This window comes from Pseudomonas sp. S31 (genome assembly GCF_016648105.1).
Lineage (GTDB): Bacteria > Pseudomonadota > Gammaproteobacteria > Pseudomonadales > Pseudomonadaceae > Aquipseudomonas.
In genome coordinates, this window is the sequence record NZ_JACVVE010000001.1 from 157,321 (window position 1) to 172,117 (window position 14,797).

Below are 14,797 nucleotides of genomic sequence, written 5' to 3' on the forward strand. Positions count from 1 at the left end.
ATGAGATCGCGCGCCGCGCGGGCGGCGCGCTCCACGCAACACTACAACTCTCAAGCCAAGCCCATACTTACAGCCGTGGCAGCCCGATCACTACCCGCAGCCCACCCTCAGCACCCGGCTGGGCAAAAATCTCGCCCTGGTGCAGGGCAATCGCCCGCTGGGCAATGGCCAGGCCGAGGCCGAAGCCGTCGGCGCCGGTGTCGCTACCGCGGTCGAAAGGCTCGAAAATGGCCTGCAAGCGGGCCGGATCCACACCCGGACCACAGTCACTGATACACACCTGCAAACGCTCACCGGCCTGCAACGTCGCCTCGACCCGCACCTCGGTCCCAGGCGCGGTATAGCGCACGGCGTTGCGAATGACGTTCTCGAAGGCCCGGTACAACAGCTCCTCATGGCCGTGGGTGAGGAATGGCCCCTGCGCCTGCAGCAGCACCCGGCACTGCTTGATCCCCGCCTCGAACCGCGCATCCTCGACGATCTGCGCCAGCAGCTCGACCACATCCAGCGCCACGCACGCCCCTTCACCCTGCTGCGCCTGAACACGCGCCAGGGTCAGCAACTGCTCGATCAGGTCGTCCATGCGCCGCGACTCGCGCTCGATACGCTCGAGCATCTCAGGCCGCTCCGGCTGCTGGCGCAACAAGCCGATGGCGGCGTGCAGACGAGTCAACGGCGAGCGCAGTTCGTGGGAGATATCGTGCAGCAGGTTCTGCTGCGCCTGGACCAGCGCCTTGAGCTGGCCAGCCATGCGGTCGCAGTCTTCGGCCAGGTCGACGATCTCGTCGCGGCGACGGCCCAGGCGTGGCCTGACGCGTACTTCGAAACGCCCTTGGGCGACCTGGGCCATGGCCGCACGCAACCAGGCCAGCGGGCGAGTCAGGTACAGGCTGCAGAGCAAGGCGAACAGCGCACTCATCAGCGTGCCGGTCACCAGTGGCCCCATGCCACGTGGTCGGGGTGCCTGGTCGACGCTGGTGGCCGCCGAAGCACGCAGGATCAGCGGTTGACCCTGGGCATCGAAGACGGCCTGTTCGAAACGCGCATGGCGCACGGCACGTCCCGCCAGCAAGCGCCCCTGCTCGTCATACAAACCGACCTGTACATCCGGGGCCTGCGGCGACACGTTGAGCAACTGCCGCCCGGCTTGCTCGCCATAGCGCTGCAGCATGTGCAACTCGGTGGCGAGCAGCGAGCGCAGCGCCGGGGTGTCGCCACGCAGCTCGTCAAGCATGAACGCCCCGGCCCCCACCAGGAAGGTCAGGCAGTTGGCCAGCCAGAAGGCCAGGAACAGCTTCCAGAACAGGCGCCGACGGATCATTCGACGATCAGCATGTAGCCCATGCCCCGCACGCTCTGGATCCAGCTGCTGCCATCGGCGCGTGGGCCTAGTTTCTGACGGATGCTGCTGACGTGCACATCGATGCGCCGGTCATAGCGGGTCAGGGGCCGGCCCAGGGCGTTGAGCGACAGGTCCTGCTTGCTCACCAGTTGCCCGGCATTGCGCGCCAGTGCCTCCAGCAAGCTGAACTCGGTTCCGGTCAGTTCCAGCCCGGTCGTGCCCCATTGGGCCTGGCGGCGGCCTGGCCAGAGTGTCAGCTGGCCGCTGCTGATCCGCTCGGGCACCAGGCTTTCCAGCACCACCTGCGGCTGCACCCGGCGCAGGATCGCCCGCAGCCGCGCCACCAGCTCGCCCGGCGAGCTGGGCTTGGGCACGTAGTCGTCGGCGCCCAGTTCCAGCCCGGCGATGCGGTCGATGTTGTCGCCACGCGCGGTCAGCAGGAGCACCGGCACCAGGCTGCGCGCACGAATACGCCGCAGCACCTCGATACCGGAGATGTCCGGCAGCATCACGTCCAGCACCACCAGTGAGTAGGCACCGCTCAGGGCCTGCATTTCGCCTTCCTCGCCGGTACCGACGGCGGTAGCCGCAAAACCCTCGCGGGCCAGGTAAAGGGCGAGCATTTCGGTGAGTTCGCGGTCGTCATCGACCAACAGCACGGGGGTCATGGTGGATTGGTTGCCAGTTTTTCGAAAGGCCAATGATCGCCCCCAGATGCGGGGCTGTCACCGCCGTCGACCGCAACTTTACACATCTTTACCCAGGGTTAACGGCGCCGTACACGGCCCGCCCTTATTCTCATCGCCCGCTTGCTGGCAGCCGCCGTGCGCCTTCGGTGACGCCTGTCACCTCCCCCACCCGCTCGTCTGGAACCCCCCATGAACTACCCGCGACTGTTGCTCTCCATCCTGCTGCTTAAAGCCTCCCTGGCCCAGGCCGAGTCGTTCAGGATCGCCGACATCCGCGTGAACGGCCTGCAGCGGGTGTCCGCCGGCAGCGTGTTCGGCGCCTTGCCCCTGAACGTGGGCGACCAGGCCGACGACAAGCGCCTGGTGGAGTCCACCCGCTCGCTGTTCAAGACCGGCTTCTTCCAGGACATCCAGCTCGACCGTGACGGCGACGTGCTGATCATCAACGTGGTCGAGCGCCCTTCAGTGTCGGGCATCGAGATCGAAGGCAACAAGGCGATCAGCACCGAAGACCTGATGAAAGGCCTGAAGCAATCGGGCCTGGCCGAAGGCGAGATCTTCCAGCGCGCCACCCTCGAAGGCGTGCGCAATGAATTGCAGCGCCAATACGTGGCCCAGGGCCGTTACTCGGCCGAGGTCGACGCCCAGGTGGTGCCGCAGCCACGCAACCGCGTCGCGTTGAAGATCAAGATCAACGAAGGCACCGTCGCCGCCATCCAGCACATCAACATCGTCGGCAACAACGTGTTCGACGACGATACCCTGGGCCAGCTGTTCGAACTGCACACCACCAATTGGCTGTCGTTCTTCAAGAACGACGACAAGTACGCCCGGGAAAAACTCTCCGGTGATCTGGAGCGCCTGCGTTCCTACTATCTGGACCGCGGCTACATCAACATGGACATCACCTCGACCCAGGTCTCGATCAGCCCGGACAAGAAGCATGTGTTCATCACCGTGAACATCAACGAGGGCGAGAAGTACACCGTCCGCGACGTGAAGCTGTCCGGCGACCTCAAGGTGCCGGAAGACCAGGTCCGTGCGTTGCTGCTGGTGCAGCCGGGCCAGGTGTTCTCGCGCAAGGTGATGACCAACACCTCCGACCTGATCACCCGCCGCCTGGGTAACGAGGGCTACACCTTCGCCAACGTCAACGGCGTGCCGCAGGCCAATGAACAGGATCATACCGTCGACATCATGTTCGTCGTCGACCCAGGCAAGCGAGCCTACGTCAACCGCATCAACTACCGCGGCAACACCAAGACCGAAGACGAAGTGCTGCGTCGCGAGATGCGCCAGATGGAAGGCGGCTGGGCCTCGACCTACCTGATCGACCAGTCCAAGACCCGCCTCGAGCGCCTGGGCTTCTTCAAGACGGTCAACGTCGAAACGCCGCAAGTCGCCGGTGTCGACGACCAGGTCGACGTCAACTACAGCGTCGAGGAACAGGCCTCCGGCTCGATCACCGCCAGCGTCGGCTTCGCCCAGAGCGCCGGCCTGATCCTCGGCGGCTCGATCAGCCAGAACAACTTCCTCGGCACGGGCAACAAGGTCTCCATCGGCCTGACCCGCTCGGAATACCAGACCAAGTACAACTTCGGCTTCACCGACCCCTACTTCACCGCCGATGGCGTGAGCCTGGGCTACAACGCCTTTTACAGCAGCACCGACTACAGCGATTACTACGACGACGGCGTGTCGTACTACGCCATCAACAGTTACGGCGCCGGCGTAAGCTTCGGCTACCCGATCAACGAAACCTCGCGCCTCAGCTTCGGCCTGACCTTGCAACACGACGACATCTCGCCGGGCACCTACAGCGCCGACGAGATCTACGACTTCATCGAGCGCGAGGGCGAGAGCTTCAACAACCTCAAGGCGTCGATCGGCTGGTCGGAATCGACCTTGAACAAGGGCGTGCTAGCCACCCGCGGCCACTCCCAGAGCCTGACGCTGATGGCGACCACGCCCGGCAGCGACCTGTCGTTCTACAAGATCGACTACAACGGCCAGACCTACCTGCCCGTGAGCAACGACACCAGCCTGCGCCTGCACACCAGCCTGGGCTACGGCAACGGCTACGGCTCGACCGACGGCCTGCCGTTCTACGAGAGCTACACCGCCGGCGGCCAGGGCTCGGTACGCGGCTTCAAGGACGGCACCCTCGGCCCACGCAGCACGCCGGCCACCGGTACCTACTCCAGCGCCGGGCAGGCCTACTACTCCGACCGCGACACCGATGTGCTGGGCGGCAACATCCTGATCACCGGCGGCGCGGAGTACATCTTCCCGATGCCGTTCATCAAGGACCAGAGCCAACTGCGCAGTTCGGTGTTCGTCGACGCGGGCAACGTCTATGCCGACACCTGCTACCTGTCCACTACCCAGGGCTGCGGCTCGGTGGACTTCACTCAGCTGGCAGTGTCGCTGGGCTTCGGGGTGACCTGGTACAGCCCGATGGGCCCGCTGAGCTTCAGCCTGGCGATGCCGATCAAAAAGCCGGAAAACGCAGAGACCCAGGTGTTCCAGTTCTCCTTGGGGCAGACATTCTAAGCAGCCCGGCCCTGTGTGGGCGCGAATTTACCCGCGAAGAAGACACCGCGTTGGATGGCACCGGCCATGCCGGTGTTCGCGGCGGTTCGGCGCCCCGATGAACCCGCTCCTACAAGGGTAGCGCGAGCCGCACAGGGTATTACCGGTTTTTACCCGCGCTTAACCCTCCTTGACCGTTGGCTCGCCTAATCTTGTAGCCATACGCAAACGCCATAGCAGAGACCCATCATGCCTCCATTCGCCCCCAACGTTCTGGCCACCGCGGTGCACGACGAGGTGCCCTTCTCGTTGCTCGACCTGGTGCAGCAGCGCCTCGCGAATCTGCTGGGCAGCGGCTACACCGTGGTGCTGGCCGGCAGCGGCGACGGGCTAACCGCCAACCAGTACCATCTGGCGATCCAGCACGGCCGCAGCGGGCTGTCGCTGGAAGACAACGGCCCGATCGGCCCAGGCACGGTCGAGTATCTGCTGGCCCTGGGCTGGCGCACCAAGGCCATGCTCGAATCGGAGACCTTCAAGCGCATGGGCGGTGATGACCCGACGCGCCTGGTCGCCTGGATCAGCGACCTGGATTGCCCCGAGACACTGAAGGCCAGTGCGCGCCAGCTGCAGGCTCAGAAGTCGTAACGCAGGTTCATCATCACGTTACGTGGCGCGCCATAGTGCGCGAAGCTCCCAGAAAACCCTGCGTAGTACTTCTCGTCGAACACGTTGTTCAGGTTGAGCGTGGTCGACAGGTGTTCGTTGAAGCGGTAGCGCGCCATCAGGTTGACCACGGTGTAGTCGTCCTGGCCGACCCAGGTGCCGTAGCGGCTGAAGTACAGCGAGTTGCTGGAGTTCCAGTTGACCCCGCCGCCCAGCGTCACGTTTTGCCAGTCGCCCGGCAGCTGGTAGGTGGTCCACAGGCGGAAGGTGTCCAGCGGCAGCTGGGTGGTCAGCCGGGTGCCCTCGGCGTCCTCGGTGCGTGAATGACTGTAGCCACCCTGCAGGTTCCAGCCTGGGGTGATCTCGCCGGCCAGCTCCATGTCGATGCCCTTGGTCTTGGCACCGCTGACGGCACGGTAGGCAGTCTCTTCCTCGCCGCCGTTGTTCTCGACGATACCGTCGGCTTCGGCAACGTTGTCTCGCTTGATCAGGTAGGCGGCGACGCTGGCATTGAGCCGGCCCTCGTAGAACTCACCCTTCCAGCCCATCTCGTAGTTCGTGCCAACCACCGGCTCGAGGATCTTGCCACTGCGGTCGCGGGCCGACTGCGGCTTGAAGATATCGGTGTAGCTGACGTAGACCGATTGCTCGGGAGTGAAGTCGTAGACCAGGCCAGCGTAGGGCGTGACCACGCCGCGCTCGGTCATGCGGTAGTCGGTCGGATCGCCGTTGGGCAGGCTGCGCAGGTAGTAGTGGTAGCGGTAGTTGCTGCCACGCGCACCGAGGATCAGGTGCAGGCTGTCGCTGAGGTTGAAGCGCCCGGCCACGAAGTAGCCGCTCTGCTGGGTGTCGACGTCGTAGTCCAGATTCGGCGTGTAGGTGTCCTTGTCCGGCTTGGGCAGTTCGTAGTCCCAGTTGTTGTAGTCGACCTGCACCGCACCGCCGGTGACCGCGTGGTGATGGTTGACGTAGTCGAGGTAGTTGCCCCCCAGGATCAACTCATGTTCGCGGCCGAACAGCTCGAACGGCCCCTGCAGGGTGGCATCGACGGCTTTCTGCCGCTGGGTGGCCCAGGAGTAGCTGCGGCCGATGGAGGCGATGCCTTCCGGGGAGATCGCCGAGTTGTTCGACGGCGCGGAGTACGCCCCGGTACGGGTGTCGCGGTCGACATCCATGTAGGTGGTGCCGACTTTCAACTGCCAGTCGCCGGCCAGTTGCTGCTCCAGGCCCAGGTTGTAGTTGGTGGTTTCGAAGCGATCTTCGTTCCAGCGCGCGCCGGCGCTCTTGGAGCGGGAGAAATCGGTCTGCTGGCCATTGTTGTAGATCAACGGCACGCCCTGGGCGCCCGTGGGCCGGTAGCGCTGGTGCTCGATGCTCACGCGCACCAGGGTGGTGTCGGTGAGGTCGGCTTCGAGCGCGCCATAGGCGATGTCGCGGTCCTGCTGGTACCAGTCCATGAACGAGTGGTTGGTCTGCTTGGCCGCCACCAGGCGCCCGCGCAGGGTATCGGCACTGTTCAACGGGCCGGACACGTCCGCCTCCAGGCGCTGGTAATTCCACGAGCCGAGGCCGCCTTGCACGTAGGCTTGCGGGGTATGGGTCGGGCGTTTGCGCACCACGTTGACCACGCCACTGGGGTCACCGGCGCCGGTCATCAAGCCGGTGGCGCCGCGCACCACCTCGACGCGGTCGTAGATCGCCATGTCCAGCAGGGTGCTGGGCATGGTGCGGGTCTGGTTTTCCTGGTAGGTGGTCACGCCGTCGAACTGATAGGTGTTCAGCGCGCTGCCACGCGAATAGATGTTGAAGCGCTCGCCGCCGTCCTGGGACATGGTGATGCCCGGCGTCTGCTTGAGCACGTCGGACATGCTGGTGAGCTGCTGGTCATCCATGAACTGGCGGGTGATTACGCTGATGCTTTGCGGGGTTTCGCGGATCGACAGGTTCATCTTGGTGGCGGTGCTGGTCACCCCGGTGGTGTAGGAGCCGGTGCCTTCGGTGGTCGCCCCCAGGCCGGCGGCATTGACGCTGGTGGCCCCCAGTTCCAGTGCGCCGCTTTCGCTGGTGCGCGGTATCAGCCGGTACTGGCCGCTACCGACCAGTACCGGTTGCAGCCCGGTGCCGGCCAACACGCTGGCCAATCCCTGCTCAACCGAGTATTGCCCTTGCAGGCCGGGGCTTCGCAGGCCGTGGGAAACCTGGGAGTCCACCGCCACCATCACGCCGGCCTGCTGGCCGAACTGGCCCAATACGCTATCGAGGCTACCCGCAGCGATGGCGTAGTGGCGCACACCGGCCTGTTCGGCACTGGCGGCCTGGGCCTGTAGCGGCATGTGCAAGGTGGCGACGGCCAGGCCCAGCATCAGGGAACGTACAGCGGTGGCAAGCGGGGTGAGGCGACAGTGCATCGGGACAGTCCTTGGCGAACAGTGGGAGGCAATACGCTGCTGATTCAGCGCTTTCTCCTGTCTTGATGCGTGACGAAGAAAAACCTGCCACCTGCCCTGAAAAAAATTTCAGGCCGGCAACACCGTCGCCCAGTAACCGAGCACGCGTTGCACGCGGATCGGCAGCACCTGGGTCAGCAAGTCCAGGCTGGCATCGGGCTGGTCGACCGAGAACGAACCGCTGACCAGAAGCCCAGCGACGCGCGGATCGCAGCGCAACAGGCCCGGCCGGTAGCGGTCCAGCTCCTGCAGCAACTGCCCCAGCGGCAGGCGCTCGGCCACCAGCAGGCCCTGGGTCCAGGCCGAAGCGCTGCTCGGCAGGGCCGCCAGCGCACCAGCGCCAGCACCATCGAAACGTTGCTGCCAACCCGCATCGAGTTCTGCGCGTGCACCTTGGCCGTAGTCGACCAGGACCTGGCCATCCAGCACCTGTACCAGCGTCGCGGTGGGCTGTTGCGCGACGATCAGGCGCGAAGCCCGCGCCGGACTGATCGACACCTGCGCCGTACGCAGGCTGAATCGTGCGCCCTGCCCGACTTCGAGCAGCACACGGCCGCGATTGAGGGTCAACACCTGGAGGCCGGCTAGCCGATCGTTGTCCAGAGCGCTGTGGGTGTCGAGTTGCAATGCCACCCCGCCATCCAGGCGCCAGGTGAGGCGTTGCCCAGTGGCAGTGGCAAAGTCGCTGAACAGGGTGGGCATGAAGCTGCGCTGGCTGGCGCCGAAACCGGCGAGCATCAGTACCCCGGCACCGGTCAGGCCACCCAGCACGGCTCGCCGGGAGACTTGGGTGCGCGCCTGCAACAAGCGCCGCGCCCGTGGCGCCGGCAGGCTGCAGGTGGCGTCACGCAGACCTTGGCCAAGCCCGGCCAGGCGCTGCCAGGCGCGCTCGTTGGCGGGGTTTTCCTGGCGCCATTGCAGACAAGCCAGCTGCTCGCCGTCACTGCTGGCGCCCGATTGCAGGCGCACCATCCACAGCATCGCCTGCTCCACCACTTCCGGGTCCAGGCGCGGTTCTTCCAGCGCGGCCTGCCTCATTCGCCGTAGACCTCCGCGTAGCAATGCCTGTAGGCCTTGAGCATGGCCTTCTGCACCACGTTTACCGTCAGCCCCTGGCGCTCGGCGATCTGCGCATAGGTCAGGCCATCGAGCTGCGACAGCAGGAACACCTCGCGCACCCGGCTCCCGAGCCCGTCGAGCACCCGGCCGATGGCATCCAGTGCCTCGAGCACGAGCAGACGGGTTTCCTCGCAAGGCTGATGATGCGGCTCGACGGCGGCCAGGCTTTCCAGGTAGGCGCGCTCCAGGGCCTGGCGGCGAAAATGCTGCAGGCACAAGCGGCTGGCGATCGTTCGCAGGTAGGCGCGGGGCTCATGCAGCGGCGCCGGCAACTCGCTGCGCAGCAGCCGCACGAAGGTGTCCTGGGCAATGTCCAGCGCCTGCTCGCGGTTGCCCAGCTGGCGCCGCAGCATGGTCACCACCCAACTGTGATGCTGCAGGTAGAGATCGCCGACGGCATGTCGGTTGGCTGGGGTCATCGCAAGGTCTCCGGAACCGGGCACAGGAAGGTGCTTATGATAATACTTATCATTTGGTTTCATCCAGCGTAGAACTGCGCTGGCGCTGACTTCGGGCCACGCAAGAGTCGCTCGCGCAAGAAAGAACGTTCTGCATCCGCTAATGTTCATGCAGTGGCGACCGGGTGGGATGGCGATGAAGATTCGCTGAACCAATCACCAGGCCCGCGCGTCCATCGCTAAATAGCAAGCGAGACCCCTTCATGGCGCATGACCAGGTTGCCGCCACCCTCGGCTATCTCAAGGCCAACCAACTACTGCTGACCACGGCCGAGTCCTGTACGGCTGGTTTCATGGTTGCCTTGCTGGCGGCCGAGCCCGGCACTGGGGAAGTGCTTGAAAGCGGATACGTGGTGTATTCGCCCAGCGCCAAGCAACGGCTGCTCGGGGTCAGCGAGGCGACCATCGAGCGCTACGGCCTGACCAGCGAAGCGGTGGCTTGGGAAATGGCCCGCGGCGCCCTCAAGGACAGCGCTGCGACGGTGGCCATCGCCACCACCGGCGTAGCGGGCCCTGCCCCGCAAGCCGGCATCGCCCCCGGCACGCTGTGTTTTGCCTGGGCCTTCGCGGGTGAGCCACTGGCTGTATTCACCCGCACCCAGCGGTTTTTCGGCGAACGCGACGAGGTCATGCGCCAGGGCGCGCTCTATGGTCTGTCGCGCCTGGCCCACTATCACCAGCGCTGGCTGCGTGGCGAGCGCGCCTAGGAGGCAGCCATGCATGACGATGAGTCCCGGCAGTACCCGGTCGAGGAAGACATGCCGATGCAGCGTCGGGTCTGGCGCTTCGAGCGCATCGGTTGGTACGTGCTGCTGCTGATCGTGTTGCTGGCGCTGGCCGGGGCGTTCGGCAACGGGCCGCTGAGCGAAGCCACGGCCGTCAGTGCCGACGGCCGGCTGCGGGTGGACTACCCACGCCTGAGCCGCGCAGGCACCACCGAGAGCCTGCGCATCACCGTCCATGGCACACCGGGGGAACCATTGCAGTTGCTGCTGGGCGGCTCGCTGCTGCGCGAGGCCAGCATCGAGACCCTGCAACCCGAACCACAGGCGTCGCTGTCACACGGCAAGTCGCTGTTGCTGGAGCTGGGCACCAGCGGCGATGGCATCGCCACGCTGTACCTGACCTTGCGCAGCGAGCACGTCGGCAGCCTGGAGGGCGTGGCAAGGATCGGCCCATCCAGCGCCGTGCGCTTCACCATCTTCCTCTACCCCTAGGAGCCCTCCATGGACTCGATCCTGCGCGCCGCAGGCATGTACCTGGCCCTGATGGTGCTGTTTCGCGTGGCTGGCCGGCGGTCGCTGGCCGACCTGACCACCTTCGACTTCGTGTTGTTGCTGATCATCGGTGAGGCCACCCAACAGGCGCTGCTGGGCGATGACTTTTCGTTCACCAACGCCATGCTGGTGATCGCCACGCTGATCGTGCTGGATGTCGGCCTGTCGCTGGCCAAGCTCAACTCCAAGCGCTTGGCCCGGCTGCTCGACGGCCATGCCACCCTGGTGGTCGAACAGGGGCGCTTTCTGCACCAGCGCATGCACCGTGCGCGCCTGACCGAAGACGACATCCTCGAATCGGCGCGCGATAGCCAAGGCATCGAGCGGGTCGAGCAGATCAAGTTCGCCATCGTCGAGCGCAACGGCAAGATTTCCATCATCCCGCAGGACTGAGCCTGCATTCGCACTCGAACTCTGGCGCCCGCGAACCGGTCGGAACTGGACACTATGGCTAGGAGGCAACCCGTGGACGACACTTCGATGGATGCAATACAACACGGCGAACCTCATCGTGACGCAGGCGGCTGGCTTGCCCTGGAGGCCTATGCAGCGCTAGGCGACGGGCGCTCGGTGGCGTTGATCGGCCTGGACGGTTCGATCGATTGGTGGTGCGTGCCGCACATGGATTCCCCACCCCTGTTCGACCGGATACTGGCACCACGCAGCGGCGGCTTCTTCGCCATCACCCCGCGCGAGCCCTTTACCGCCGAGCGCCGCTATCGGCCCGACAGCAATGTTCTCGAAACCCTGCTGATCACCGAGAGCGGCCGGGTCCGCCTGACCGAGTCGCTCAACAGTGGCCCAGCCGGACGTTTGCCCTGGGCGGAGCTGGCGCGGCGCATCGAGTGCCTGGAGGGGCATGTGGACCTGGACATCGCCATCGATTTCGGCACCCAGGCCGACACCGTCAGCCCCTACCTGGCAGCCAACGGCAATGGCTGCGTATTCCACGCCGGCGACATCCTGGGAATGTTCCTGCACGACGACCGCCTGCAGCTCGAACGCAAGGATGACATGGGCGTCAGGGCCGCCCTGAGGCTGGCACAAGGCGAGCGCAGCGTGATGGCGATGATCGCCGGGCGCAACGAACCGCTGGTGGTGCCGCCCCTGGAGCTGGTCGACCAACGTATCGACGGCTCCGACCGGGAATGGCGGCAGTGGTCGCAAAGCCTGGTCTACGACGGGCCGTACAAGACCTTCGTGGTGCGCAATGCCCTGGCCCTGAAGTTGCTGCTGTCGTCGCCCAGCGGCTCGATCATGGCAGCGGCCACCACTTCGCTGCCAGAGCGCATCGGCGGCCAGAAGAACTACGACTACCGCTTCGCCTGGGTGCGCGATGCCGGCTATACCATCGAGGCCTTCCTCGCCATCGGTGCGCAGCCCGAAGCCAAGGCCGCCTTCACCTGGTTGCTGCGACGCCTGGGCGAGCATGGCGCGCATGTGTTCTATACCCTGGACGGTGCCGTGGGGGACTGCACGCGGCCCATCGACCTGCCAGGCTACAAGAACTCCCCGCCAGTGGTCGGCAACGATGCCAGGGACCAGCTGCAGCATGGGGTGTTCGGCGACATCTTCGAAACTGCGCGCTGCTTCATCGACAGCGGCAACATCCTCGATGCACACAGCGCCGCGCTGCTGGCGAAGCTGGCCGACCAATGCGCCGATTGCTGGCGCCAGGCCGATGCCGGCATTTGGGAGCTGCCACAGACGCAGCACTACACCACATCCAAGATCAGCTGCTGGCAGGCCCTGAGCCGCGCCATCGAGCTGGCCGACGATGGGCACCTGCCAACCACCTGTCGCGAGCGCTGGGAGCGTGAGCGTCAACGGGTTCGCGACTGGATCGAACAGCATTGCTGGAGCGAGGCACACCAGGCCTACCTGTTCTACCCTGGCAGCGGTCGCGTGGATGCCTCCATCGCCCTCGCCGTGCGCTTCGGCTACCCCTCACGGGAGCGCCTGCGCAGCACCTTGGACGCCGTGCAGCGCGAGCTTGGCGCTGGTGCGTTCCATTACCGCTACAGCCAGGCCGCCGAGGAGGAAGGCTGCTTCCTGGCCTGCACCTTCTGGCTTATCGAAGCCTGGGCGTTGTTCGGCCAGCGTGAACGAGCAGAAAAGGCTCTGATGGAGGCAGTCGCCGGGCTGGCCCACGGCGTCGGTATCTACTCGGAAATGATCGACCCTGGCAACGGCCAGTACCTGGGCAACCTGCCCCAGGGTCTGTCGCATCTCGCGGCGCTGCGTGCAGCCCTGGCCATCGCCGGTCGGGGGCCCTCCCGCTGAAGCAAACCTGCGCGCCGGGATGCGGCGCGCAGGTAGCGGATCACTCGGTCGGCGACTCGGTGTTGACATAATCGGGCACATCGGCCAGAGGGAAGGTGCGGCGCTGCTCACGCTTGGGCAGGCTACGTTGCGGTAATGGCTCCAGGCGCTGTGGCTGGCCGCTTTCGAGCGCTTTTTCGATGGCCAGTACCACCCTCACATCGCGCCAGCCCTCCTCGCCGTCCGGTTCGGGGGCTCGGTCGCTGAGGATGCAGTCGGAGAAGTACGCCGTCTCTCCGGCGAACTGATCCACCACCGGGTTCACATGCACCCGCGTCTCGCCATCGAGGGTGGCGCGGTAGCTGATCGACACGCCTTCGCCATAGCCGAAGCACGGCGAGGCTTCGATCTCGCCCAATGTGCCCAATAGCTGAAAGCGCTCGGTATCCGGCAGGCTGTAGCTCAGGGTGAACTGCGCCAAGCGCTCGTCCGGAAAGCGCAGGCTCACCGTCACCGTGTCCCAGCTGTCCAACGGGCTGCCGGGGCTGCGCACGCCGACGGCGGACACTTCGATGGGCTCGGCATTGAATAGCTGGCGCACCATGTTCAGCGGGTAAGGCCCCATGTCCGGCACCGGGCCGGCGGCAAAGCCATTCTGGGTGCGATGATTGCTGGCCTTGACCGTCTGGGTGAAGGTCGAGGTGAACAGCCGAGGGTCGCCGAAGTTGCCGGCCTGGACCCGCCCGATCATGTCCAGCGTGCCCGGTTCGCTGTGCAGCCGGTAGGCGATCATCAACTTGGCACCGCTACGCTTGGCGGCTTCGATCATCGCCAGGCAATCGGCCTCGGTGGTGGCCATGGGCTTTTCCAGCAGCACATGGATCCCGGCCTCCAGGGCCGGCACCACGAACTCGCGATGGCGGAAGTTAGGGGTCGCGACATAGACCGCATCGATGTCACCCGAGGCCAGCAATGCCGGGTATTCGTCGTAGTCGTAGGCCTTCAGACCATAATGGCCGGCCAGCACACGGGCCTTTTCCGGATCACCGGTGACCAGCGCAGTCATCACCGAATTGTCGGTCTGGCCGACACCGGGCATGAACGCCCCCTGGGAAATCGACCCGCCGCCGACCACTGCATACCGTACCTTGCCTTGTGCGTTGGGCATTGACGCCTCCTCGTTCGTGGACAATTGCAAAACTCACAATGGAGTGGGCAAGCGCAGCCGTAGGAGGGTTCCATCTTTATTGGCAAAGGTGGCAGAGGGTAGCGGCTAGCGGACCGGACGTCGCTTGCTCCAGGCTGCCGGCAGAGGGCCTCGTTCGCCTGCCACGGGATCTTGTTCGGGCAGTGGCACCTGGGCGATGCGCATCAGGGTGCGGGCGTGGGAGCCTGAGCCAGGACGCAGGATCTCGTAGTCCTCCTGGCCATGGGGGTAGGCGCCGACCACCAGGAAATCATCGCTGTGCGCGACGCAGCGGTGGCCGGTGCCCGCGGGCAGCACCAGCACATCGCCCGCCTTGATCGTCAGGGTCTGGCCCGCCTGGCCGCCGAGCGTGACCCGGGCCTGCCCCCTGGCAACGCCGAGGGCTTCGTGGGCATTGGGGTGGAAATGGTGATAGTCGAAGATGCCCCCGCGCCATAACGGGCTCCAACCATGTTGCGAACACAGGGCCTCGAATTCCCCCGCCTTGTCTTGCGCCGCGCCAAGCCACGCCGGGTACAACAGGACCGGCAATGCGCTGTTGGGGGTGGCGCCGTCGTCACCGAAGTGCAGGGTTTGCACGGATTTTCCGGGAACCTGGGACATAGGCCTCTCCTTGCTTGCCAGTGAGTTAGGGTCTGTATGGCGGTTGGCAAGTCGGAAGCGGTGGCGGTTCCCTGTTTTTACATTGGCGGCAGGGCCAAACTGGCCGGCAGTTGCCCCTGTAGGAGCGGGTTTACCCGCGAAACAGCTACCTCGTTGGCTGGCACGGGCTTCGCCCGTGTTCGCGGGTGAACCCGC

13 protein-coding genes are annotated in these 14,797 nt (G+C 65.3%); 6 read left to right on the top strand and 7 right to left on the bottom strand.

Annotated elements, in window-relative coordinates; translation table 11 throughout:
* Window positions 1–67 precede the first annotated feature (67 nt).
* A complete protein-coding gene (locus IAE37_RS00650) occupies window positions 68–1,321 on the bottom strand; it encodes a HAMP domain-containing sensor histidine kinase (protein ID WP_201167300.1) in 1,254 nt (417 codons plus the stop codon).
* Window positions 1,318–2,010 (bottom strand): response regulator transcription factor, encoded by a 693-nt coding sequence (locus IAE37_RS00655; protein WP_201167303.1) that lies wholly within the window; start codon window positions 2,008–2,010, stop codon window positions 1,318–1,320. The genes IAE37_RS00650 and IAE37_RS00655 overlap by 4 nt, the downstream gene beginning before the upstream one ends.
* Window positions 2,011–2,220: 210 nt before the next feature.
* Between IAE37_RS00655 and bamA the strand changes: the two genes are divergently transcribed.
* Window positions 2,221–4,584, top strand: a complete 2,364-nt coding sequence (bamA, locus tag IAE37_RS00660) for an outer membrane protein assembly factor BamA (RefSeq protein ID WP_201167308.1) — start codon at window positions 2,221–2,223, stop codon at window positions 4,582–4,584.
* A gap of 228 nt (window positions 4,585–4,812) precedes the next feature.
* Window positions 4,813–5,211, top strand: coding sequence for a hypothetical protein (locus IAE37_RS00665; protein ID WP_201167310.1), 399 nt, complete (start codon window positions 4,813–4,815; stop codon window positions 5,209–5,211).
* Here IAE37_RS00665 and IAE37_RS00670 read toward each other — a convergent pair.
* The 3 genes from IAE37_RS00670 to IAE37_RS00680 form a co-directional block, all read right to left on the bottom strand.
* The gene (locus IAE37_RS00670; protein WP_201167312.1) at window positions 5,199–7,637 is read right to left on the bottom strand and encodes a TonB-dependent siderophore receptor; all 2,439 of its coding nucleotides are present in this window, start codon (window positions 7,635–7,637) and stop codon (window positions 5,199–5,201) included. The two genes, IAE37_RS00665 and IAE37_RS00670, sit on opposite strands and share 13 nt — an antisense overlap.
* Window positions 7,638–7,745: 108 nt before the next feature.
* Window positions 7,746–8,714, bottom strand: coding sequence for a DUF4880 domain-containing protein (locus IAE37_RS00675; protein ID WP_201167314.1), 969 nt, complete (start codon window positions 8,712–8,714; stop codon window positions 7,746–7,748).
* Window positions 8,711–9,214, bottom strand: coding sequence for a sigma-70 family RNA polymerase sigma factor (locus IAE37_RS00680; protein ID WP_201167315.1), 504 nt, complete (start codon window positions 9,212–9,214; stop codon window positions 8,711–8,713). The genes IAE37_RS00675 and IAE37_RS00680 overlap by 4 nt, the downstream gene beginning before the upstream one ends.
* Before the next feature lie 242 nt (window positions 9,215–9,456).
* Between IAE37_RS00680 and IAE37_RS00685 the strand changes: the two genes are divergently transcribed.
* From IAE37_RS00685 to IAE37_RS00700, 4 genes are all read left to right on the top strand, one after another.
* Window positions 9,457–9,960 carry a CinA family protein gene (locus IAE37_RS00685; protein WP_201167317.1) on the top strand — a complete coding sequence of 168 codons (504 nt, stop codon included), beginning with the start codon at window positions 9,457–9,459 and terminating at the stop codon, window positions 9,958–9,960.
* 9 nt (window positions 9,961–9,969) lie between these two features.
* Complete coding sequence (locus IAE37_RS00690; protein WP_201167319.1) at window positions 9,970–10,470, top strand: hypothetical protein; 501 nt, start codon at window positions 9,970–9,972, stop codon at window positions 10,468–10,470.
* Window positions 10,471–10,479: 9 nt separating this feature from the next.
* Entirely contained in the window at window positions 10,480–10,923 is a 444-nt protein-coding gene (locus IAE37_RS00695; protein ID WP_201167321.1) for a DUF421 domain-containing protein, read from the top strand.
* 87 nt (window positions 10,924–11,010) lie between these two features.
* Window positions 11,011–12,813 (top strand): glycoside hydrolase family 15 protein, encoded by a 1,803-nt coding sequence (locus IAE37_RS00700; RefSeq protein WP_201168476.1) that lies wholly within the window; start codon window positions 11,011–11,013, stop codon window positions 12,811–12,813.
* 40 nt (window positions 12,814–12,853) lie between these two features.
* Here IAE37_RS00700 and IAE37_RS00705 read toward each other — a convergent pair whose 3' ends face one another.
* Together IAE37_RS00705 and IAE37_RS00710 are read right to left on the bottom strand one after the other, a co-directional pair.
* Window positions 12,854–13,960, bottom strand: coding sequence for a Gfo/Idh/MocA family protein (locus IAE37_RS00705; protein WP_201167323.1), 1,107 nt, complete (start codon window positions 13,958–13,960; stop codon window positions 12,854–12,856).
* 105 nt (window positions 13,961–14,065) lie between these two features.
* Window positions 14,066–14,602, bottom strand: a complete 537-nt coding sequence (locus IAE37_RS00710; RefSeq protein ID WP_201167326.1) for a cupin domain-containing protein — start codon at window positions 14,600–14,602, stop codon at window positions 14,066–14,068.
* Between the last annotated feature and the right edge of the window lie 195 nt (window positions 14,603–14,797).

Bases quoted from the DNA above. Each gene is read 5' to 3' on its own strand.
- IAE37_RS00650 (WP_201167300.1), bottom strand. From the start codon at position 1,321: ATGATCCGTCGGCGCCTGTTCTGGAAGCTGTTCCTGGCCTTCTGGCTG.
- IAE37_RS00655 (WP_201167303.1), bottom strand. From the start codon at position 2,010: ATGACCCCCGTGCTGTTGGTCGATGACGACCGCGAACTCACCGAAATG.
- bamA (WP_201167308.1), top strand. From the start codon at position 2,221: ATGAACTACCCGCGACTGTTGCTCTCCATCCTGCTGCTTAAAGCCTCC.
- IAE37_RS00665 (WP_201167310.1), top strand. From the start codon at position 4,813: ATGCCTCCATTCGCCCCCAACGTTCTGGCCACCGCGGTGCACGACGAG.
- IAE37_RS00670 (WP_201167312.1), bottom strand. From the start codon at position 7,637: ATGCACTGTCGCCTCACCCCGCTTGCCACCGCTGTACGTTCCCTGATG.
- IAE37_RS00675 (WP_201167314.1), bottom strand. From the start codon at position 8,714: ATGAGGCAGGCCGCGCTGGAAGAACCGCGCCTGGACCCGGAAGTGGTG.
- IAE37_RS00680 (WP_201167315.1), bottom strand. From the start codon at position 9,214: ATGACCCCAGCCAACCGACATGCCGTCGGCGATCTCTACCTGCAGCAT.
- IAE37_RS00685 (WP_201167317.1), top strand. From the start codon at position 9,457: ATGGCGCATGACCAGGTTGCCGCCACCCTCGGCTATCTCAAGGCCAAC.
- IAE37_RS00690 (WP_201167319.1), top strand. From the start codon at position 9,970: ATGCATGACGATGAGTCCCGGCAGTACCCGGTCGAGGAAGACATGCCG.
- IAE37_RS00695 (WP_201167321.1), top strand. From the start codon at position 10,480: ATGGACTCGATCCTGCGCGCCGCAGGCATGTACCTGGCCCTGATGGTG.
- IAE37_RS00700 (WP_201168476.1), top strand. From the start codon at position 11,011: ATGGATGCAATACAACACGGCGAACCTCATCGTGACGCAGGCGGCTGG.
- IAE37_RS00705 (WP_201167323.1), bottom strand. From the start codon at position 13,960: ATGCCCAACGCACAAGGCAAGGTACGGTATGCAGTGGTCGGCGGCGGG.
- IAE37_RS00710 (WP_201167326.1), bottom strand. From the start codon at position 14,602: ATGTCCCAGGTTCCCGGAAAATCCGTGCAAACCCTGCACTTCGGTGAC.